Genomic DNA, 19,540 nt, shown 5'->3' with positions numbered 1-19,540 from the left:
CGTGAACACCCGCCACCGCCTGGTCCTCTGGGGTGCCGTAGCTTTGGCGCTGGTGGGCGTGTTTTACCTCTACACCCAACCGGATTTTTTGGTGCAACTGGCCAACCAGGTTTGGGCCTGTTTTTAATGAACCACGCATGACCGACTCTCTGAACACCATCATCATCACTGGCGCCTCGGATGGCATTGGCGCCGAAATGGCGCGCCAACTGGCCCGCACGCTAGGCCCCAGGGGCGCGCTGGTGCTGGCCGCGCGCAATGCAGAGCTGCTCAATACCGTTGCCCAACAGTGCACCCATCTCGGCGCCCAGGTGCTGGTAGTGCCCACCGATGTCTCGGTAGAAGCCCAATGCCGTGCGCTGGTGGAGCAAACCTTGCAGCGCTTTGGCCGCGTGGACGCGCTCATTAATAACGCGGGCATTTCGGCGCAAGCCTTGTTCAGTGACGTCAAGGCAGAGGACCTAGGTTGGTATGAGCAGCTCATGCGTATCAACCTCTGGGGCAGCGTGTGGTGCACCCACGCCGCGCTTCCTCACCTCAAGGCCAGCCGGGGCCGGATCGTGGCCGTCTCATCCCTGGCCGGGCTGGTGGGTGTGCCGGGGCGGACTGCCTACAGCGCGTCCAAATTTGCCATGGCCGGCTTTTTTGAGGCCCTGCGGACCGAGTTGCGCAGCACAGGGGTGAGTGTGACCACAGCCTACCCTGGCGTGGTGTTGACCAATATCCGCAGCCGGGGCTTGAATGCCGCGGGCCAAGCAGCAGGTTCCAGCGGCCTCAAAGAAGACAAGGCCATGACGGTGGAAGAATGTGCCGCGCTGATCTTGGACGGCATGGCCAGGCGTGAGCGCGAAGTGGTCATGACCACCAAGGGCAAGCTGGGCCGCTTCCTGAAGCTCCTGCTACCCGGCATGGTGGAAAAGATGGCGCTGGCAGCGCTCAAAGACCACGTCAAACCACAATGAGTGCCGACCCCACAGCCCACGGTAGTGGCGCCGCCTCTGCCTGGGTGCAGCGCTGGAGCCATCTGCTACTCCCGGACACCAGTGTGTTGGATGTGGCCTGCGGCGCGGGCCGGCACCTGGCCTGGTTCGCCGATCGCGGCCACGCGGTGACCGGGATTGACCGGGACACGACGCTGGCGGCACAATCGGTGCCTGCGGCCACACTGCTCACGGCCGACATCGAAAACGGGCCCTGGCCACTGATGCACAACGCACGCCCCCGGCAGTTTGGTGCCGTCGTGGTGACCAACTACCTGTGGCGCCCCTTGTTCCCCACCCTGCTGGACAGCGTGGCTCCTGGCGGATGCTTGCTGTACGAAACCTTCGCCGCCGGCAACGAAACCGTGGGGCGGCCCAGCCGCCCCGACTTTTTGCTGCAACCCGGCGAACTGCTGACGGCGTGCGCTGGTTGGCATGTGGTGGCGTTTGAGCAGGGATTCCTGGAGAACCCGGCACGCTTCGTCCAACGCATCGCTGCTTTGCGTAGCTTTACCCACCCAGCCTCTGGGGCCGTGCCAACCCGACACGCTCTCTAGTTAAAATGCCCGTTTACCGAACCAATCACACGACATGAACGCTTCCAAAGGTCCAATCAGGGGCAGCATCGTAGCCCTCATCACTCCGATGCTCGACGACGGCTCCGTGGACTACCCCGCGCTGCGCAAACTGATTGATTGGCACATCGCCGAGGGCACCGATTGCATCGGTGTGGTGGGTACCACCGGTGAGTCCCCCACAGTGAGCGTGGACGAGCATTGCGAAATCATCCGCGTGTCGGTCGAACAGGCGGCAGGCCGCGTGCCTATCATGGCTGGCTGTGGCGGTAACTCTACCCGCGAAGCCATTGCCTTGGCCAAATTCGCCAAAGGTGTGGGCGCCGACTGCCAACTGCAGGTAGTCCCTTACTACAACAAGCCCACGCAAGAGGGCCAGTTCCAACACTTCAAGGCGATTGCAGAAGCTACGGGCGACTTGCCTATCGTGCTGTACAACGTGCCTGGCCGCTCGGTCGCAGATATGGCACACGATACCGTGCTGCGTCTGGCCGAAGTGCCTGGCATCGTCGGCATCAAGGAAGCTACTGGCAACATCGAACGCGCCCAGTGGCTGATCAAGGAAGCCCCCAAACACTTCTCCATCTACAGCGGTGACGACCCCACCGCCGTGGCACTGATGCTGTGTGGTGGCCATGGCAATGTGAGCGTCACAGCCAACGTAGCGCCGCGCCTAATGCACGAGCTGTGTATGGCTGCCATGGGTGGCAATGTGGCCCGTGCCATGGAGATCCAGCTGCAATTGCTGCCCATGCACAAAGCCCTCTTTGTCGAGTCCAACCCGATTCCCGTGAAATGGGCTGTGTCCCGCATGGGCCTGAGCAAGCAGGCTTTGCGCTTGCCCTTAACCCCGTTGACTGCAGCCAACCAGCCCGTGCTCGAACGCGCGCTGAAAACCTGCGGCCTGATCTGAGCCTCTACGGCACTGGAACACTCTGTGAATTTCACCTCCAAAGCTGCCTTGATTGGCATCACCCTGGCACTGGGCGCATGCGGCTCCCTGGAAACAGATAAGGTGGACTACCGGTCCACGGGCAAAGCACCGTCCTTGGACATTCCTCCTGATCTGACGCAGCTCTCCAAAGACACGCGCTACACGGTGGTGGATGGAGCGATCTCTGCATCAGGCTACCAGGCCAACCAAGTCGCCAACAGCAAGGTTCCCGTGGCCACTTTGAGTGTGGGCGATGTACGCATTGAACGTGCGGGCAACCAGCGCTGGCTGGTGGTCAATCGCCCCGCTGACAAACTGTGGGAACCGGTGAAAGATTTCTGGCAAGAAAATGGCTTTTTGTTGGCCATGGACCAAAGCAATCTGGGCATCATGGAAACGGACTGGGCTGAAAACCGCGCCAAAATTCCGCAAGATGCCATCCGCGCGGCCCTTGGCAAGTTGTTGGACTCTCTTTACTCCACTGGCGAGCGTGACAAGTTCCGCACCCGCTTGGAACGCGACGCCAACGGCAACACGGAGATCTTCATCAGCCACCGTGGAATGATCGAGGTGTATACCAACAGTGGCGCTGCAAACACTGGTGAAAAGCAGACCATGTGGCAGCCCCGTGCTGCCGACCCTGAGCTGGAAGCCGAATTCCTGCGCCGATTGATGGTCAAGCTCGGCGTTTCGCAAGAACAATCCAAGGCCTTGGTGGCGAATAGCGCACCGAAACCCGTAGCCGCCGTGACCACTGTCAACGGCCAGCCAGCTGTCAAGCTCGAGGAAGGGTTTGATCGCGCTTGGCGCCGCGTCGGTTTGGCACTGGACCGCACTGGCTTCACCGTGGAAGACCGCGACCGCAAACAAGGCATTTACTTTGTTCGCTATGTGAGCACCACCTCCGAGAACTCCGAACCCGGCTTCTTCAGTAAGCTGTTCAGCGGCTCGGGCAAAGCCGCCGAGCCCTCCAAGTACCAGATCGCCGTGCGCAGCACCGGTGAGCAGTCCAACGTACTGGTACTGGACACGAACGGCCAACCCGAAACTTCGCCGATTGCGCAACGCATCGTCAAAGTGCTGGCTGACGATATCAAGTAGCAGCTCTGGGGCGGTTGCATCGCCCTACATTCAGACGAAAAAAAACCACCTTGCGGTGGTTTTTTTTCGTCTGCAAGCAGATTATTGCTTGGCTGGCTCGGAAGCAGCAGCTGCAGGAGCAGCAGGAGCGGATGCGTCAGCAGCAGGAGCAGCGGCTGGTGCAGGAGCAGCAGCAGGAGCTTCAACAGCGGGAGCAGCAGCAGGAGCTTCTTCCTTTTTACCGCAAGCAGCCAGGGCAGCAGCAGCGATCACGGCTGCCAAAACGAGAGACTTGTTCATTTTTAAAAACTTTAAGTGAGTTAACGAAACAATTTCCGGAAATTGCCTAGGTAGCAAGCTACCCAGCCCTGGCAAAAGCATTCGATCTCTTTCCCCAGAGCACAAAATTATACAAGACCCAAAACAGTGCATAGGGGTAAACCCTTTTTATGCACTCACAGACCCAAAATTGTGCTCGGGAAACCCGGCGAACTCTGGCGCCTGCATTCATCCAGTTCTTCTTTCAAGAGCACCCGACGCTGGGGCTCTGTACCCGAAATTCCCGTGCTGTGCTCCAAGTCCAGGCGACGCATCACCCAATGCGGGCTCCACAGCGCACTGGGAAATTCCGAAACATCATGCTGCTTGCAAACGCGACAGTCCACAACATGGTCCCATGTGTTGCGCCACTGTACAAAACGGACATGGTGACGTTGCACCTCATCAAACCGGTGGGCCAGCAGAACCAGACGACGACCACTGCCAGCCCAGGCATTCAAGGACTCAACCACGGCCTTCTCACGCAGTGGCCAATCGAGAAAGTTGGCATCACTCCACACCATGTGCGACCAGCCCTCTCGCGCGGCACAAGCCAGCGCATCGCGCACCCGTTGCGCGAACGCAGCGAGGCCCGAAAAGTTGCCCTCCGGCAGCGGAGATGGTGCCAATAACTCAGTCATCAGGATGCAGCCAGCCCACGGCACACCAGTCTTCCATCAAGGACCGTGCCCCAGCGCTCAGGCGCTTGACGTCAGCGGCGCTGAGGCAACGCGTATTGGCAAGCGTCTGCATCAGTTGGGCATCCTTGCCGCTCGCATTGAAACTCTCCCCATTGATGAACACATGGTCCGCGTCGTACAGCATGCGGGTCTTGCGGTCCAGGCGCACTGCGCCATGCACTACGGGTTCACCACCATCAAACCAGACATTGGCTTTGGGCTCGCTGAGATATTCCCCCACCGCACGGGCAATCGCTTTGGGATCGCGCAAGGCGTCCTGTAAGGCGGCGTGGGCAAAATCCACCAAGGCAACCGGCATGGCTGCGCTACGGTCTACGGCGTCCTGCTTGGGGTCACGGTACAGGCCAGGCCCCAGCTCATCTACCGCCTGCTCGGCCAAACGCTGCAAAATCTCTTGCGCCAACTCGGCGCGGTCCGGTGAACGGAATCCGATGGAGTAGGTCATGCACTCGCCGTCGGCAATGCCGTCGTGGGCGTACTTGGGTGGCAGGTAGAGCATGTCACCGGGCTCCAGCACAAACTCCTCTTCAGGCTCAAAGTTCGCCAGAATTTTGAGGGGCATGTCGGGTTGCAAGCTCAGGTCCTTCTGGCGGCCAATGCGCCAGCGCCGGCGTCCATGGGCCTGCAGCAAAAAGACGTCGTAACTATCAAAGTGCGGCCCGACGCCGCCGCCATCGGTGGCGTAGCTGATCATCACATCGTCAAGGCGCGCATCGGGCACAAAACGGAACTGATTCATCAGGGCATGCAAACGCTCGTCGTGCAAGTCCACGCCTTGCACCAGCAAGGTCCAGCCCGCCTGCTTGAAGGGGGGCAAGGCCTTGCGGGCAAACGGCCCGTGCTTGAAACGCCAGCCCGTCCCCCCTTTGGCAGACGCCTGCACCACCAGCCGCGACTCCACTTCTTCCTGCGCGGCCAGATCCAGCAACTCGGCCCGGTCCAGCAAGGGTGCGAACCCCGGAATGGCCTGACGAATCACAAGCGGCTTTTTCTGCCAGTGGCGTTGCATAAAGGTTTTTGGCGAGAGCCCGCCCAGCAGCTGCAGTGGTTCTTGGATGTTCATGGGACAATTCTCCTATGGAAATCACACCACAATGCGTCGTTGCCCTGACCTGGACGCTGAAAGACACCCTGGGCGAAGAACTGGACGTTTTGGACGAACCAGTGGAGTTTTTGCTGGGCGGCAACGACCTGCTGCCTCCTATCGAGCAGGCTCTGCAAGGCCATGTGGCTGGCGCAAAACTGGACCTGCAAATTGAGCCAGAGCAGGCGTTTGGCGACTTCAACGACCAGCTGCTTTTCCTGGAACCTCGCGCCCTGTTTCCCAAAGATTTGCAAGAAGGACTGACGCTGGAAGGCCACGCCCTGCCCGCAGGCTGCAACCCGGACGCCCCCAAAGATGCGCTGTACACCGTCACCGACATTTACCCCGAGCACGTGGTGCTGGACGGCAACCACCCCCTAGCGGGCATTGCCATCCGCATCAGCCTGAAAGTGGAGTCAGTACGCGAAGCAACCGAAGAGGAAATCGGCCGCGGCACCGCGGGCACAGGCTTCTTCCGCATCCAGCCCTTCCACGCCGCAGTCCCCGGCAGCGACACGCATCACTGAAGTGCGGCGCGGCTACCGTCTCAGGCCTTGCCTGTAGAACCGTAGCCGCCTTCTCCACGCTGTGACGCGGGAAACTCGGTCACCACATTGAACTGCGCCTGCACCACCGGCACGATCATGAGCTGGGCAATGCGCTCCATGGGCTGAATGGTGAATTCTGTGGCGCTGCGATTCCAAGCGCTCACCATGAGCTGGCCTTGGTAGTCGCTGTCGATCAAACCCACCAGATTGCCCAGCACGATCCCGTGCTTGTGACCCAAGCCCGAGCGCGGCAGAATGAGCGCGGCGTAGGCTGGGTCTTCCAGGTAAATGGCCATGCCCGTGGGCACCAGCTGCCAGGCGTTGGGCGCCAAGGTCAGTGGCGCGTCCAGGCAGGCGCGCAGGTCAAGCCCCGCGCTGCCAGGCGTGGCGTAGGTGGGCAGGTTGCCGTGCAGGCGGTTGTCGATGATCTTGACGTCGATTTTCATGGTCGGGGTTCAGTGGGCGGCGCGCTGGCGCTTGGCAATTTCAGCAACCAGTTGCCGGGCCAGCGCCAGTTTGGAGTTGTGGGGAAGTTCTTGCGCACCATGGGCATCGACCAGCAGCAGTGCGTTGTCGTCCTGCCCAAAAGTGGCGGGGCCAATATTACCCACCAGCAGCGGCACACCCTTGCGCGCTCGCTTGGCCGTGGCATGCGCTAGCAGGTCGTGGCTCTCGGCCGCAAAGCCCACGCAGAACAATTCGCCGCTAGTCGCACGCGGGGAATGGGCGATTTCGGACAGGATGTCCACGTTTTCAACAAAGCTCAGCACGGGCGCGTTGCCAGAGCCGTCTTTCTTGATCTTTTGGTCTGAAGCTTGGGCTGGGCGCCAATCGGCCACAGCGGCAGTTGCTACAAAAATAGTAGCTGCTTGCGCATATTCTACGAGGGCTGCGTGCATATTTTTTGCAGATCTCACATCCACACGCTGCACGCCACGCGGTGTGGGTTGCGATACCGGGCCTGCCACCAGCGTGACATCCGCGCCGGCCTCACGTGCCGCGCGGGCAATGGCAAAACCCATCTTGCCGCTGGACAGGTTGGTGATGCCACGCACGGGATCGATCGCTTCGAAGGTGGGGCCTGCTGAGACCACGACGCGTTGGCCTGCCAGCACCTTGGGCTGGAAGAAAGCAATCACGTCCTCCAGCAATTCTTGCGGCTCCAGCATGCGGCCGTCGCCCGTCTCACCACAGGCCTGAAAGCCGCTGCCAACACCCAGCAGCGTCGCGCCATCGGCCTGCAGCTGCGCCAGGTTGCGCTGCGTGGCGGGGTGGGCCCACATCTCGCGGTTCATGGCAGGCGCAATCAGCAAGGGTACGGAATCGATGGGACGGGCCAGGCACATGAGGCTCAACAAATCGTCGGCACGGCCGTGCAGCAGCTTGGCTATGAAGTCTGCGCTACACGGCGCGATCAAAATCGCGTCGGCTTCACGGCTCAGGTTGATGTGGGGCATGTTGTTGCGCTCCCGCGCGTCCCACTGCGAATCAAAAACCGGGCGGTTGCTCAGCGCCTGCATGGTCACCGGTGTGATGAACTGCGCCGCCGCCTCGGTCATCACCACTTGCACCGTGGCACCCTGTTTGATCAAAGCGCGGCACAACTCAGCCGCCTTGTAGCAGGCGATGCCGCCGGTAAGCCCCAGAACAATGTGTTTGCCCGATAAATCCATGGTGTGCCTGTAGAGCCGAGGACCGCAATGTAGCAGACGCCTATAATCTCGCTTTACCACCTCATCGAACCCATAGGTTCGCCCCTGACATGACCAAATTTGTCTTCGTCACCGGCGGTGTGGTGTCTTCCCTTGGCAAGGGAATCGCCTCAGCCTCCTTAGCTGCGATTCTGGAATCGCGGGGCCTGACAGTCACCCTCATCAAGCTGGATCCTTACCTCAACGTAGATCCCGGCACCATGTCCCCCCTGCAGCATGGCGAGGTGTTTGTCACCGACGACGGCGCTGAAACCGACCTGGACCTGGGTCACTACGAGCGTTTCATTGAAACGCGCATGCGCAAGACCAACAACTTCACCACGGGCCAAATCTACAAGAGCGTGCTCGACAAGGAACGCCGTGGCGACTACTTGGGCAAGACCGTGCAGGTCATTCCCCATGTCACCAACGAGATCCAGGAATTTGTGAAGCGCGGTGCGCGTTTTGGTGAGCCCGATGAAGTGGATGTGGCCATCGTCGAAATCGGTGGCACCGTAGGTGACATCGAGTCTCTGCCGTTCCTGGAAGCCGTGCGCCAGCTCAGCCTCAAACTCGGCCCCAACAACAGCGCCTTTGTACACCTGAGCTACCTGCCCTGGATTGCCGCGGCCGGCGAACTCAAAACCAAGCCGACCCAACACACGGCCAAACAGTTACGCGAGATCGGCATCCAGGCCGACGCCCTGCTTTGTCGCGCGGACCGCCCGATCCCCGACGAGGAGCGGGCCAAGATTTCGCTGTTCTCCAACGTCCCCGAGTGGGGCGTGATCTCCATGTGGGACGTGGACACTATCTACAAGGTGCCGCGCATGCTGCACGAGCAGGGCCTGGACGGGCTGATCTGCGACAAGCTGCGTCTGAACACACCGCCGGCGAACCTCAAGCGCTGGGACGAGCTGGTTTATGAGACCGAACACCCCAAAGGCGAAGTCACCATTGCCATGGTCGGCAAATATGTGGACCTGACCGATAGTTACAAGTCGGTCAATGAAGCATTGCGCCACGCTGGGATGAAGAACCATGTGCGCGTCAAGATCGAGCACGTGGACTCTGAAACGATCGATAACACCAGCGTCAATCAGCTCGCCAAATACGACGCCATTTTGGTGCCCGGCGGCTTCGGCAAGCGTGGCATCGAAGGCAAGATCAGCACAGCCCGCTTCGCCCGCGAGAACAAGGTGCCTTACTTAGGCATCTGTCTGGGCATGCAAGTCGCCACCATCGAATTCGCGCGTCATGTGGCCGGCCTTGCTGACGCCAACAGTACCGAATTCGAACCGGCCAGCCCGCACCCCGTGATCGCACTGATCACCGAGTGGAAAGATGCAGACGGCACGATCAAGACCCGGGATGCCAACTCCGACTTGGGCGGCACCATGCGCCTGGGTGCACAGAGCTCGGATGTGGCCAAGGACACCCTGGCCCACAAGATCTACGGCAACGTGGTCACCGAACGCCACCGCCACCGCTATGAGGCCAACGTCAACTACCTGGACCAACTGCGCAAGGCTGGCTTAGTGATCTCGGCGCTGACCCAACGCGAACAACTCACCGAGATCGTGGAATTGCCCCAAGCGGTGCACCCTTGGTATGTGGGGGTCCAGTTCCACCCTGAATTCAAATCCACACCCTGGAACGGTCACCCCTTGTTCAATGCCTTCATCAAGGCGGCCGTGGACCACCAGTCCGGCGGCAAAAACCTGAAGGCGGTTGCTTGATGAAACTCTGCGGATTTGACGTCGGGCTGGAGCATCGCTTCTTCCTGATTGCAGGCACCTGCTCCATTGAGGGGCTGGAAATGTCCATCGACGTCGCAGGCCAACTCAAAGAGGCTTGCGAGCCTCTGGGCATCCCGCTGATCTACAAAGGCTCTTTTGACAAGGCCAACCGCTCTTCTGGGACCAGCAAGCGCGGTGTCGGGCTGGAAGCCGGCCTCAAAATACTGGAAGAGGTACGCCGCCAACTGCGTTTGCCCATTTTGACGGATGTGCATGACGAATCGCATGTCGCCGAAGTCGCCAGTGTGGTGGATGTGATGCAGACACCTGCCTTCCTGTGCCGCCAAACCGACTTCATTCGTGCTGTCGCTCAGAGCGGCAAGCCGGTGAACATCAAGAAGGGCCAGTTTCTTGCGCCCTGGGACATGAAGAACGTAATCGACAAAGCCCGCGCAGCCGCCGAAGAAGTCGGGCTCTCGCCGGACCGCTTCCTGGCCTGCGAGCGTGGCGTGAGCTTTGGCTACAACAATCTGGTGGCAGACATGACCAGCCTGGCCGAGATGCGCAAGTCGGGTGCACCGGTGGTGTTCGACGTGACCCACTCGGTACAGAAACCCGGTGGTCTGGGTGGCAGCAGCGGTGGCGCGCGTGAGATGGTTCCGGTACTGGCCCGTGCTGGCGTTGCCGCTGGTGTGGCCGGACTCTTCATGGAAACCCATCCGCGCCCTGCCGAAGCTTGGTCGGATGGCCCCAATGCCGTACCGCTCAAACATATGAAGGCGTTGCTGGAAACCTTGGTGGCGCTGGATTTCGTAACCAAAAAAACTGCCTTGCTGGAGAACGACTTCCAGTGATGGCAGGCATGATTCCATCTGCCGTTTTGTCTGTGTGATTTTGAACTTGAAAGAAACCAATGAGCGCAATTGTTGATATCGTCGGTCGCGAAATTCTGGATTCCCGTGGCAACCCCACGGTCGAATGCGATGTCTTGCTGGAATCCGGCGTCATGGGCCGTGCGGCCGTTCCCTCCGGTGCATCCACCGGATCCCGCGAAGCCATTGAGCTGCGTGACGGCGACAAGAAGCGCTACCTGGGCAAGGGCGTGCTCAAAGCAGTGGAGCACATCAACACCGAAATTTCTGAAGCAGTACTGGGCTTGGATGCCTCCGAGCAGTCCTTTCTGGACAAGACCCTGATTGACTTGGACGGCACGGACAACAAGAGCCGCTTGGGCGCCAACGCCATGCTGGCCGTTTCCATGGCTGTGGCGCGCGCAGCCGCCGAAGAAGCCGGCCTGCCCCTGTACCGCTACTTTGGCGGCATGGGCAGCGTGCAGATGCCCGTGCCCATGATGAACGTCATGAACGGCGGTGAACACGCCAACAACAACCTCGACCTGCAAGAGCTGATGATCATCCCCGTGGGAGCCCCCAGCTTCCGCGAAGCCCTGCGCTGGGGCGCCGAAGTGTTCCACGCGCTGAAGAAGATCCTGCATGACCAGGGCATCAGCACAGCCGTGGGTGATGAGGGCGGTTTTGCCCCCAACGTGGCCAACCACGAAGCAGCGATCCAAATGATTCTGCAAGCGATCGACAAGGCAGGCTATGTGGCCGGCGAACAGATCGCCCTGGGCCTGGACTGCGCCGCTTCCGAGTTCTACAAGAATGGCAAGTATGAGCTCGAAGGCGAATGCCTGAGCCTGACTGCCCAGGAGTGGACCGACATGTTGGCCGCCTGGGTCGACAAATACCCCATCATCAGCATCGAAGACGGCATGGCCGAAGGCGACTGGGATGGCTGGAAGGTTTTGACTGACCGTCTGGGCGCCAAAGTGCAGATCGTAGGCGACGACTTGTTCGTGACCAACACCAAGATCCTGAAAGAGGGCATCGACAAGGGTATCGCCAACTCGATCCTGATCAAGATCAACCAGATCGGCACCTTGTCCGAAACTTTCGCAGCGATTGAAATGGCCAAGCGTGCGGGCTACACCGCCGTGATCAGCCACCGCTCGGGCGAAACCGAAGACTCCACCATCTCCGACATCGCAGTAGGCACCAACGCTGGACAAATCAAGACCGGTTCCTTGAGCCGCTCCGACCGCATGGCCAAGTACAACCAGTTGCTGCGCATCGAAGAGGACTTGGGTGATGTCGCGGTATACCCCGGTCGCGCTGCGTTCTACAACCTGAAGTAATGGTGACTCACACGCTCACGCACTGCCCGTCGCTTGCACCTCTACGCAGGGGTCGCATTGCGGCGTGGTGTAGCGTGGCTGTAGAAACAACCGCTTTTCACTGAACCACTGCCATGGCCAATCGCCTTGTTCCCGCTGCATTGATTGCCTTGCTGGTGATCTTGCACGGGCAACTCTGGTTTGGCCGGGGCAGTGTGCCGAATGTGTCCAAGCTATCAGTCCAGCTAGACACTCAAAAACAGCACAACATCCAAGCAACACTGGCCAATGAGCGTTTGGCCGCTGAAATCAGTGACCTGCGTGAAGGTCTGGAAATGGTGGAAGAAAAAGCCCGTTCAGAGCTGGGCATGGTCAAGGCCAACGAGATTTACGTGCAAATTGCACGCTGACGCATCCCCATGAAGATCGGTATCGTGGGGGCAGAATGCAGCGGGAAATCTACGTTATCGCAAGCACTGCACACAGCGCTGCGGTCCCGCTTCGCTTCCATCGAATGCGTCCCGGAGTATTTGCGCACATGGAGTGCACTGCATGGTCGTCCGCCGCAGGCCCACGAACAGCAGCATGTCTCGGACACACAAGCCGCGCACATTGAACAAGCCGACGCGGATTGCGTAGTAGCAGACACCACGCCTCTGGTTACTGCGGTGTACAGCGATGTGTTGTTTCACGACAGCAGTCTGTACGATACGGCGGTAGCATTTCAGCGCAGACTCGACCTCACACTGCTTGCGTGCCGAGACCTGCCTTGGGTAGCAGATGGCATTCAGCGTGATGGAGTAGCCATGCAACAGCGCATAGATCAGCGACTGCGCGACGTACTGCTTACACACCAGATTCCATTTGCAACGGTATACGGGCTTGGTCCCCGGCGTTTACAGGCGGCCCTGCAAGCGATTGACCACGCAGATGCCTCACAACGCGCACAGCTTCCAGCCACATCGTCGGCGGCATGGGCTTGGGTGTGCGACACATGCTCAGATGCAGAGTGTGAACACAGGCTCTTCAGCCGACTCACCCAAGGGGCCTCAGTGCGCGTCTGAGCCTCCGTCCAGGCGCTGCACGGGATCGGTAAATAGCTGGGCTGCATCTACCGGATCAAAGCGCTGCTGCGCGCCGCAGAAATCGCAGGACACTTCGATATCGTCGCGCTCTGACAGGATGCTCTCCACCTCTTCACGCCCCAAGCTGACAATCATTCGGCCGACACGTTCGCGACTGCAACTGCAAACAAACCGGGGAGCTGTCTCTCCCGCCAATGGCTCGAAGCGGGTGACCTGCTCCTCCCAAAACAGGCGGCGAAGAATTGTGTCCACATCCAGGGTTAACAACTCCTCGCGCTTGAGACTGGCCGCCAGAGTAGCGATGCGGTTGTAATGCTCGTTCAGGCCAATCGCATCCTCGTTCTCCTTGGTAACCAAGCTGCCCGACAAATTATTTTCCCCCTGCATGGGCAGGCGCTGGATCAACAAGCCCGCAGCCACCTTGTCATCGGCCGCGAGCACGAGCGTCGTATCCAGCTGCTCACTCTGCAGCATGTAGTGTTCCAAAACAGCACTGAGCTTTTCAATCGGCTGTCCGTGGTCATCAAACAGCGGCACAACCCCCTGGTAGGGCTGCTGCCCCGGGAACTTGGTCTTGGGATCGAGCGTGATGGCACAACGACCTTGGTTGTGGACATTGACCATCTGACTCAGGGGCAAACCCTGAGGCACCTCACCAGCAACCGTAGCGGTGGCGCGCAGCGTTAAATCCGACTGCACTTCTACCACCGCGACCTGCACCGGCCCATCACCAAATATCTGCAGCACCAAGGCACCATCGAATTTGATGTTGGCCTGCATCAGCACCGCCGCAGCGCTCATCTCTCCGAGCATGTTTCTTACGGGTTCTGGATAGGCGCCAGTGATGGTGTTGGAGGCGCGTCGGCGCAGAATTTCGACCCAAGCGTCGGTCAAGCGCACCACTGCGCCACGCACGGGCAAGCCATCAAACAAAAACTTGTGCAACTCAGACATGCACCTCTCCCTTCAAGCCAGCCCACCTAGGGCCAGCGGTTAAGCTATTTTCTTCAGTCCGTTTTTGAAGCGGCGCGCATTGTCGATGTAATGCATCGCACTCAGGCGCAAACCGGCTTGGTGCTCTGCAGACAACGCACGAACAACCTTCGCCGGGCTACCCAGGATCATGGAGCCATCCGGGAACTCCTTACCTTCGGTGACCAGCGATCCAGCGCCCACAATGCAACCTTTTCCGATCTTGGCACCGTTGAGCACGATGGCGCCGATTCCAATCAGCGATCCGTCCCCAATAGTGCAGCCATGCAACATCACTTGGTGTCCCACAGTCACGTTCTCGCCTATCGTCAGCGGCTTGCCAATATCCGCATGCAGGACGCTGGCATCCTGGATATTGGAGCCCTTGCCAATGCGAATGGTCTCGGTATCACCGCGCACCACTGCACCAAACCAGACGCTGGCGTCCTCAGCCAACTCCACATTGCCCATTACCTGGGCACTGTCTGCCACCCAGGCCGATGCAGCGACGCGCGGCGCAATCTGGTCAAGTTCATAAATAGCCATGGTCTCTCTCCAGACTGCTCAAAACTAGAATTGTAGAGATGGAACTTCGACATTGCGCGCTGCAAGCCTTTAGCATCTGTGACCCCACCGAAAAGGTTGCAGCAGTACAGCAACTGGGCACAAGGCAAAACACACTGCGCGTGGACTGCCAGCAGCATTTGGCATGGCCCGAGCGGCCGGGGCGCCCCGATTTGCCGTTGCTCATTGACCCCAAAAATGTGCCCAGGCGCTCGCCTTTTACAGCGGAGGGCCACGCTGCGCTGATGCACTCCATCGCCCACATCGAATTCAATGCGATCAACCTCGCGCTGGATGCTGTCTGGCGCTTCCACAACATGCCTGAAGCCTACTACCGCGACTGGGTGCAGGTGGCGCTGGAGGAGTCGCAACATTTTCAGTCTCTGCAATCACATATGCAACGCCAGGGCTACACGTACGGAAGCTTTCCAGCCCATGACGGGCTTTGGACCATGTGCGATAACACCCGCCACGATGTAGTCGCTCGCATGGCACTGGTACCCCGCACCCTGGAAGCGCGAGGTCTGGATGCCACCCCGCTGATACAAGCCAAGCTACGCAAGGTCGGCACTTCCCAAGCCCTGGAAGCTTGCGAGATTCTGGACACCATACTGCGCGAAGAAGTAGGGCATGTCGCCGTTGGCAACCAGTGGTTTCATTGGTTGTGTCAACGTGAGGGGCTGGAGCCCGCGTCTTTTTATGCCCAAGCGGCGGTACGCCATGCCGCCCCCAGGCCCAAACCGCCCTTTAATTTGTTGGCCCGCAAACGCGCTGGCTTCACGGAGGCCGAGCTGCAGGCCTTGCAGGCCAGTGGATCTCCGCAGGTCTAGAATGCCCTGAATACCCAGACCACCATGCCTGACACCGCCCCCAACACCACGACGTCATCCGAAGGTCCCTCGGTTGCGATTGCCCGCCAAGCGATTCTTGACGGTGAACGCAGCGTCTTTGGCTACGAACTGTTTGACCGCTCTGTCTCGGCTGAACTTCACACCGCATCCAGTGATGCACAGTTGCTCTTCAATCTCTTGTCAATGGCCGACAACGAAGCACTGATGCAGAAGAAGACCTTGTTCATCAACTGCACCCATGACAGCCTGGCCGGTGGTCATCTGGAACTCGTCGCGCCCGACCACATCGTGCTGGAGATCCCGCCCTTGCCGATTGCGCAGCTCGACCAGATTCAGACCCGGCTTCCGACACTGCAAGCCATGCACGCGCGAGGCTTCCGACTGGCGTTTGACTACTCGGTGCTCACTCGGTCGTACGAAACGTGGCTGCCTCTCGCCTCTTTCATCAAGTTTGATGTATCGGTGCTGAAACCTGCTGCAGTCAGTTCTTTTGTCAAGCTGGCGCAATCGAAATCCAGCGCCAAACTGGTTGCCGAGAAAGTGGAGACAGCTTTGCAACACACCATGCTGTTGGAGTTGGGTGTACAGCTGTTTCAGGGTTACTGGTTTGCCAAACCCGTGCTGATCAACGGGCAGACCATACGCCCCGCGCAAGCAACCATCCTGCAACTCATCAACCTAGTGCGCCAACAGGCCAGCACACATGAAATTGAGGAAGTGCTCAAGCGGGACCCGACCCTGTCCTTTAACCTGCTGCGCTTTATCAACTCTGCCAGTTTTGGGCTGCGCACGGAGGTGACCTCATTCAAGCATGCGGTGATGTTGTTGGGCCTCAAGAAACTCTTCAAGTGGGCGGCCCTGCTACTGACCACTTCACAAGCTGGCGGTGTGCCGCCTGCCGTGGGCAGTACAGCGGTCGTACGTGGACGGCTCATGGAATTGCTGGCCGCTGACACACTACCCGCAGACGAAAGCGACAACGCCTTTGTAGTTGGCATCTTTTCCCTTCTGGACACACTGCTCGGCCTGCCTATGCCTGCCGCATTGGCTTCCTTGAGTTTGCCGAACACCGTCACAGATGCTTTGCTCTACGGCACCGGCCCTTTGGCTCCCTATTTGGCCCTGGCGCAAGCCTGTGAATCCGGAGATGACGAAGCCTTTGCCAACACCTCTTTGGCCCTGGGCCTGAGTAGCAATCAGGTCAACTGGGCACACCTGCAGGCCCTGGCCTGGGCTGAAACCCTGCTGGATTAGGCCCCCACGCCCCGCCGCTGCGCGGGTCGCTGTCCCCGAAGGGGGCTAACTCGTCTTGGGACGGCCCGGCGGCGAGTTGCGACTGGTACACATCACCCCCTGGGGTGGTGCTGGGCGTGCAAAGCGGCCAAGCGCTCCCGCGCCACATGGGTGTAAATGGTGGTTGTGGAAATGTCGGCATGGCCCAACAGCATTTGCACGGATCGCAAATCGGCCCCATGGTTGAGCAAATGGGTGGCAAAGGCATGGCGCAAGGTATGCGGTGAAATAGGCGCACGAATACCTGCCTGCAAGGCATACCGCTTCACCAGCCCCCAAAACATCACCCGCGTCATGGCAGAGCCAGCCTTGCTGCCACGCACAGTGACAAACAGGTCTTGGGTTTGTTTGGACCCCAGTAGCTCCCCCCGAGCCAGGCCCAGATACCGCTGCAACCACGCACCCGCTACTTCGCCAAAAGGAACCAGGCGCTCCTTGGAGCCCTTGCCCATCACACGCAGCACGCCCTCGTTCAGCCCTACATTGAGCACCCGCAACTCTACCAATTCACTCACACGCAAGCCGCTCGCATACATCAGCTCCAGCATGGTGCGATCGCGGATACCCAGCGCCTCGCTGGTGTCCGGCGCAGCCAGCAAGGCTTCCACCTGCGCCTCAGTCAGGGTCTTGGGGACGCGTGGGGCTTGCTTGGCCGCATCAAGCTTGAGAGTCGGATCCTGCTGGACCAGGCCTTCGCGCAAGGCCCAGCGAAAATAACGGCGGAAAACCGTCAACCGCCGGTTGGCTGTGGTGGCTTTGGTCTGCGCATGCTGGGCAGCAAAGTAGCCTTGGATGTGCAGCTCTTGCGCAGCGACCAAGGGTGTGGTTTGCAACCACTGCGCGAACAATGAGAGATCGCGGCGGTAGGCCTGAAGGGTGTTGTTAGACAGCCCTTCTTCCAGCCACAGTGCATCGATAAAGGTATCGATCGTTGCTGTGTCTACGCCGCCCGCAGTCATTCCAGACGCAGTTTGGCGGACTCCACCACCTTCTTGTACACCTCGAATTCGGCCTTGATCTGGGCCGTGAATTGATCAGGACTGTTGCCTTCGATCAACGAACCGGTTTCTTCAATACGCTTGCGCACAGCCGGGTCTTCCAACACTTTGCGCACGGCCGCATTGACTTTGTCCACCACCTCTTTGGGCAGTCCCTTAGGGCCGTAAATGCCATAGAAGGCCATGCGATTCACTGGTTCCAGCCCCACTTCCTTGAAGGTAGGCACATTGGGCAACTGTGCCAGACGCTGGGGCGCGGCCACCACAATGGGCACCAGGCGGTTGCTCTGAATGAAGGGCAAAGCGGACGGCAAGTTGTCGAAAATCAGCGGTACTTGGCCGCCCACGGTGTCGTTCAGGGCCGGGCCCGCGCCACGGTAAGGAATGTGGGTGATGAACACGCCTGCCAGATTCTTGAACAGCTCGGTCTGCATGTGGCCAATGCCACCAGTGCCAGAGGACGCATAAGAATATTTGCCTGGGCTCTTCTTCAGCTCGGCCATGAAACTCTTGTAGTCTCTGGCCGGAAAACTGGGGTGCACCGCAATCACGTTGGGCGTAGCCGCAATGTTGACAATGGGTGTGAAGTCCGTGAGCGGGTTGTACGGGTTTTTGGGATTGATGGCCGGGTTGGCGGCCACCGTAGACACCGTGGCCATACCCAAGGAATACCCATCGGGCGCAGCCTTGGCGGTTTCGTTGGCGCCGACCACACCGCCACCACCGGCCTTGTTCTCCACCACCACCGACTGCCCCAGCACTTTGCCCAATGGATCGGCAATGACACGCGCGATGATGTCCGTGGTGCCACCCGGCGCAAAAGGCACCTGCAGCTTGATGACTTTGTTGGGATAACCTTGGGCTAGCGCCGCACTCGATGCGGCCAGCAACCCCATGGCAAACAAAACTCTACGGTGCATGGCAATCTCCTGTTGAATTGCCGGGGATGGTACCCGCTTGGCGGCCGACACAGGCTTACATGCCTACCCCGTAGAAACCCGAACGCGCCGCCCATGGCTGCTATCCTTCCGGGGTGAATTACGCCCAACTGCTCTTCCCCGATTTTTCCCTCATCCTGCTGGGTTACCTGGTCTGCCGCTACACCGCCCTGAACCGCCCGGTCTGGGAGCAGGTCGAGTCGCTGGTGTACTACTTTTTGTTCCCGGTGCTGCTGTTCCACTCGATTGTGAAAAGCCCTCTGGATTTGGGCGCAGCGTCCAGCCTAATGGGCGCGGGCTGGGCCACGGGACTGATCGGCATTGCCATGGCCTATGCCCTGCCGCGCCTGCCCTGCTTAGGCCGATACATGGACCTGCGCGACCACGCCTCCAGTGCCCAAATTGCATTTCGCTTCAACTCCTTCATCGGCCTGGCCATTGCCGATCGGCTGGCCGGTCCACAAGGTCTGCAGCTGATTGCGGTATTGATCGGTGTGTGTGTGCCCTTGTTCAATGTGGCCGCCGTTTGGCCCATGGCCAAACATGCACAACGGGGTTTTGGACGCGAGTTGCTGCGCAACCCGCTCATCATCGCCACGGCCTCCGGGCTGGTGGCCAATCTCATGGGCTTCAGCATCCCGGCCTGGCTGGAACCCACAGTCACCCGCCTGGGTGCGGCATCGCTGGCCTTGGGGCTGATGGCGGCCGGCGCCGGCATGCAGCTGGGTGCGCTGGCGCGTGGCAAGGCGTTGGCCGTGGCCGTGCTGGCGATTCGCCATGCGCTTACGCCCATCGCTGCGCTGGGTGTAGCCTTCCTCATTGGACTGAACCCCACCCAGACCACCATCCTGCTGGCTTTCTCGGCCCTGCCCACCGCATCCAGCTGCTACGTGCTGGCAGCGCGCATGGGCTACGACGGCGCCTATGTCGCAGGCTTGGTCACCCTGTCCACCCTGCTCGGCATGGCCAGCCTGCCCTTTGCACTGGGTGTGCTGCGCGCCCTGTAAGCCGGA

23 protein-coding genes are annotated in these 19,540 nt (G+C 59.8%); 15 read left to right on the top strand and 8 right to left on the bottom strand.

Annotated elements, in window-relative coordinates:
• The first annotated feature begins 1 nt into the window (after position 1).
• Genes CHU94_RS19460 through CHU94_RS19195 form a run of 6 tightly spaced genes read left to right on the top strand, consistent with a single transcriptional unit; the run spans position 2 to position 3,919 of the window.
• On the top strand, positions 2 to 127 hold the full coding sequence (locus CHU94_RS19460) for a hypothetical protein (RefSeq protein WP_255033874.1): 126 nt from the start codon (positions 2 to 4) through the stop codon (positions 125 to 127).
• Between the two features lie 22 nt (positions 128 to 149).
• Entirely contained in the window at positions 150 to 962 is an 813-nt protein-coding gene (locus CHU94_RS06950) for an SDR family oxidoreductase (RefSeq protein ID WP_094479276.1), read from the top strand.
• Entirely contained in the window at positions 959 to 1,537 is a 579-nt protein-coding gene (locus CHU94_RS06945; RefSeq protein ID WP_094478155.1) for a bifunctional 2-polyprenyl-6-hydroxyphenol methylase/3-demethylubiquinol 3-O-methyltransferase UbiG, read from the top strand. The genes CHU94_RS06950 and CHU94_RS06945 overlap by 4 nt, the downstream gene beginning before the upstream one ends.
• Before the next feature lie 34 nt (positions 1,538 to 1,571).
• Positions 1,572 to 2,468, top strand: a complete 897-nt coding sequence (dapA, locus tag CHU94_RS06940; RefSeq protein ID WP_094478153.1) for a 4-hydroxy-tetrahydrodipicolinate synthase — start codon at positions 1,572 to 1,574, stop codon at positions 2,466 to 2,468.
• A 24-nt stretch (positions 2,469 to 2,492) separates the two neighbouring features.
• Positions 2,493 to 3,590, top strand: a complete 1,098-nt coding sequence (gene bamC / locus CHU94_RS06935; RefSeq protein ID WP_094478151.1) for an outer membrane protein assembly factor BamC — start codon at positions 2,493 to 2,495, stop codon at positions 3,588 to 3,590.
• 50 nt (positions 3,591 to 3,640) lie between these two features.
• Positions 3,641 to 3,919, top strand: coding sequence for a hypothetical protein (locus CHU94_RS19195; RefSeq protein WP_176451944.1), 279 nt, complete (start codon positions 3,641 to 3,643; stop codon positions 3,917 to 3,919).
• Between the two features lie 105 nt (positions 3,920 to 4,024).
• Here the strand turns inward: CHU94_RS19195 and CHU94_RS06925 are convergent, their stop codons facing one another.
• A complete protein-coding gene (locus tag CHU94_RS06925; protein ID WP_176451943.1) occupies positions 4,025 to 4,528 on the bottom strand; it encodes a hypothetical protein in 504 nt (167 codons plus the stop codon).
• On the bottom strand, positions 4,521 to 5,651 hold the full coding sequence (locus CHU94_RS06920) for a cupin domain-containing protein (RefSeq protein ID WP_094478147.1): 1,131 nt from the start codon (positions 5,649 to 5,651) through the stop codon (positions 4,521 to 4,523). Before CHU94_RS06920 ends, CHU94_RS06925 begins: the two co-directional genes overlap by 8 nt.
• A 14-nt stretch (positions 5,652 to 5,665) precedes the next feature.
• On the opposite strand from CHU94_RS06920, the gene CHU94_RS06915 reads away from it, so the two are divergent.
• Positions 5,666 to 6,199, top strand: coding sequence for a peptidylprolyl isomerase (locus tag CHU94_RS06915; RefSeq protein ID WP_094478145.1), 534 nt, complete (start codon positions 5,666 to 5,668; stop codon positions 6,197 to 6,199).
• A 20-nt stretch (positions 6,200 to 6,219) separates the two neighbouring features.
• Here the strand turns inward: CHU94_RS06915 and dut are convergent, their stop codons facing one another.
• The gene (gene dut, locus CHU94_RS06910; RefSeq protein WP_094478143.1) at positions 6,220 to 6,666 is read right to left on the bottom strand and encodes a dUTP diphosphatase; all 447 of its coding nucleotides are present in this window, start codon (positions 6,664 to 6,666) and stop codon (positions 6,220 to 6,222) included.
• 9 nt (positions 6,667 to 6,675) lie between these two features.
• Entirely contained in the window at positions 6,676 to 7,893 is a 1,218-nt protein-coding gene (gene coaBC, locus CHU94_RS06905) for a bifunctional phosphopantothenoylcysteine decarboxylase/phosphopantothenate--cysteine ligase CoaBC (protein ID WP_094478141.1), read from the bottom strand.
• Positions 7,894 to 7,982: 89 nt separating this feature from the next.
• Between coaBC and CHU94_RS06900 the strand changes: the two genes are divergently transcribed.
• The 5 genes from CHU94_RS06900 (at position 7,983) to CHU94_RS19680 (ending at position 12,890) form a co-directional block, all read left to right on the top strand.
• On the top strand, positions 7,983 to 9,650 hold the full coding sequence (locus CHU94_RS06900) for a CTP synthase (RefSeq protein WP_094478139.1): 1,668 nt from the start codon (positions 7,983 to 7,985) through the stop codon (positions 9,648 to 9,650).
• The gene (gene kdsA, locus CHU94_RS06895) at positions 9,650 to 10,504 is read left to right on the top strand and encodes a 3-deoxy-8-phosphooctulonate synthase (protein WP_094478137.1); all 855 of its coding nucleotides are present in this window, start codon (positions 9,650 to 9,652) and stop codon (positions 10,502 to 10,504) included. The genes CHU94_RS06900 and kdsA overlap by 1 nt, the downstream gene beginning before the upstream one ends.
• A gap of 59 nt (positions 10,505 to 10,563) precedes the next feature.
• Entirely contained in the window at positions 10,564 to 11,847 is a 1,284-nt protein-coding gene (eno, locus tag CHU94_RS06890) for a phosphopyruvate hydratase (RefSeq protein ID WP_094478135.1), read from the top strand.
• Positions 11,848 to 11,960: 113 nt separating this feature from the next.
• Complete coding sequence (locus CHU94_RS06885) at positions 11,961 to 12,236, top strand: septum formation initiator family protein (RefSeq protein WP_094478133.1); 276 nt, start codon at positions 11,961 to 11,963, stop codon at positions 12,234 to 12,236.
• Between the two features lie 9 nt (positions 12,237 to 12,245).
• Complete coding sequence (locus CHU94_RS19680) at positions 12,246 to 12,890, top strand: AAA family ATPase (protein ID WP_094478131.1); 645 nt, start codon at positions 12,246 to 12,248, stop codon at positions 12,888 to 12,890.
• Here the strand turns inward: CHU94_RS19680 and CHU94_RS06875 are convergent.
• Together CHU94_RS06875 and CHU94_RS06870 are read right to left on the bottom strand one after the other, a co-directional pair.
• On the bottom strand, positions 12,876 to 13,865 hold the full coding sequence (locus CHU94_RS06875; protein WP_094478129.1) for an Hsp33 family molecular chaperone HslO: 990 nt from the start codon (positions 13,863 to 13,865) through the stop codon (positions 12,876 to 12,878). The two genes, CHU94_RS19680 and CHU94_RS06875, sit on opposite strands and share 15 nt — an antisense overlap.
• A 39-nt stretch (positions 13,866 to 13,904) precedes the next feature.
• Positions 13,905 to 14,429, bottom strand: a complete 525-nt coding sequence (locus CHU94_RS06870; protein WP_094478127.1) for a gamma carbonic anhydrase family protein — start codon at positions 14,427 to 14,429, stop codon at positions 13,905 to 13,907.
• Positions 14,430 to 14,467: 38 nt separating this feature from the next.
• Here CHU94_RS06870 and CHU94_RS06865 point away from each other — a divergent pair, with 38 nt between their 5' ends.
• Positions 14,468 to 15,277, top strand: coding sequence for a ferritin-like domain-containing protein (locus tag CHU94_RS06865; RefSeq protein WP_094478125.1), 810 nt, complete (start codon positions 14,468 to 14,470; stop codon positions 15,275 to 15,277).
• Positions 15,278 to 15,301: 24 nt separating this feature from the next.
• The gene (locus CHU94_RS06860; protein WP_094478123.1) at positions 15,302 to 16,552 is read left to right on the top strand and encodes an EAL and HDOD domain-containing protein; all 1,251 of its coding nucleotides are present in this window, start codon (positions 15,302 to 15,304) and stop codon (positions 16,550 to 16,552) included.
• 92 nt (positions 16,553 to 16,644) lie between these two features.
• Here the strand turns inward: CHU94_RS06860 and xerD are convergent, their stop codons facing one another.
• A complete protein-coding gene (xerD, locus tag CHU94_RS06855; protein WP_094478121.1) occupies positions 16,645 to 17,550 on the bottom strand; it encodes a site-specific tyrosine recombinase XerD in 906 nt (301 codons plus the stop codon).
• Entirely contained in the window at positions 17,547 to 18,509 is a 963-nt protein-coding gene (locus CHU94_RS06850; protein ID WP_094478119.1) for a tripartite tricarboxylate transporter substrate binding protein BugE, read from the bottom strand. The genes xerD and CHU94_RS06850 overlap by 4 nt, the downstream gene beginning before the upstream one ends.
• 113 nt (positions 18,510 to 18,622) lie before the next feature.
• Between CHU94_RS06850 and CHU94_RS06845 the strand changes: the two genes are divergently transcribed.
• Positions 18,623 to 19,534, top strand: coding sequence for an AEC family transporter (locus CHU94_RS06845; RefSeq protein ID WP_094478117.1), 912 nt, complete (start codon positions 18,623 to 18,625; stop codon positions 19,532 to 19,534).
• Positions 19,535 to 19,540: the final 6 nt, after the last annotated feature.

It is taken from the genome of Rhodoferax sp. TH121 (assembly GCF_002251855.1).
Taxonomy (GTDB): domain Bacteria; phylum Pseudomonadota; class Gammaproteobacteria; order Burkholderiales; family Burkholderiaceae_C; genus Allorhodoferax.
This window is presented reverse-complemented; position numbering and strand designations above follow the sequence as displayed.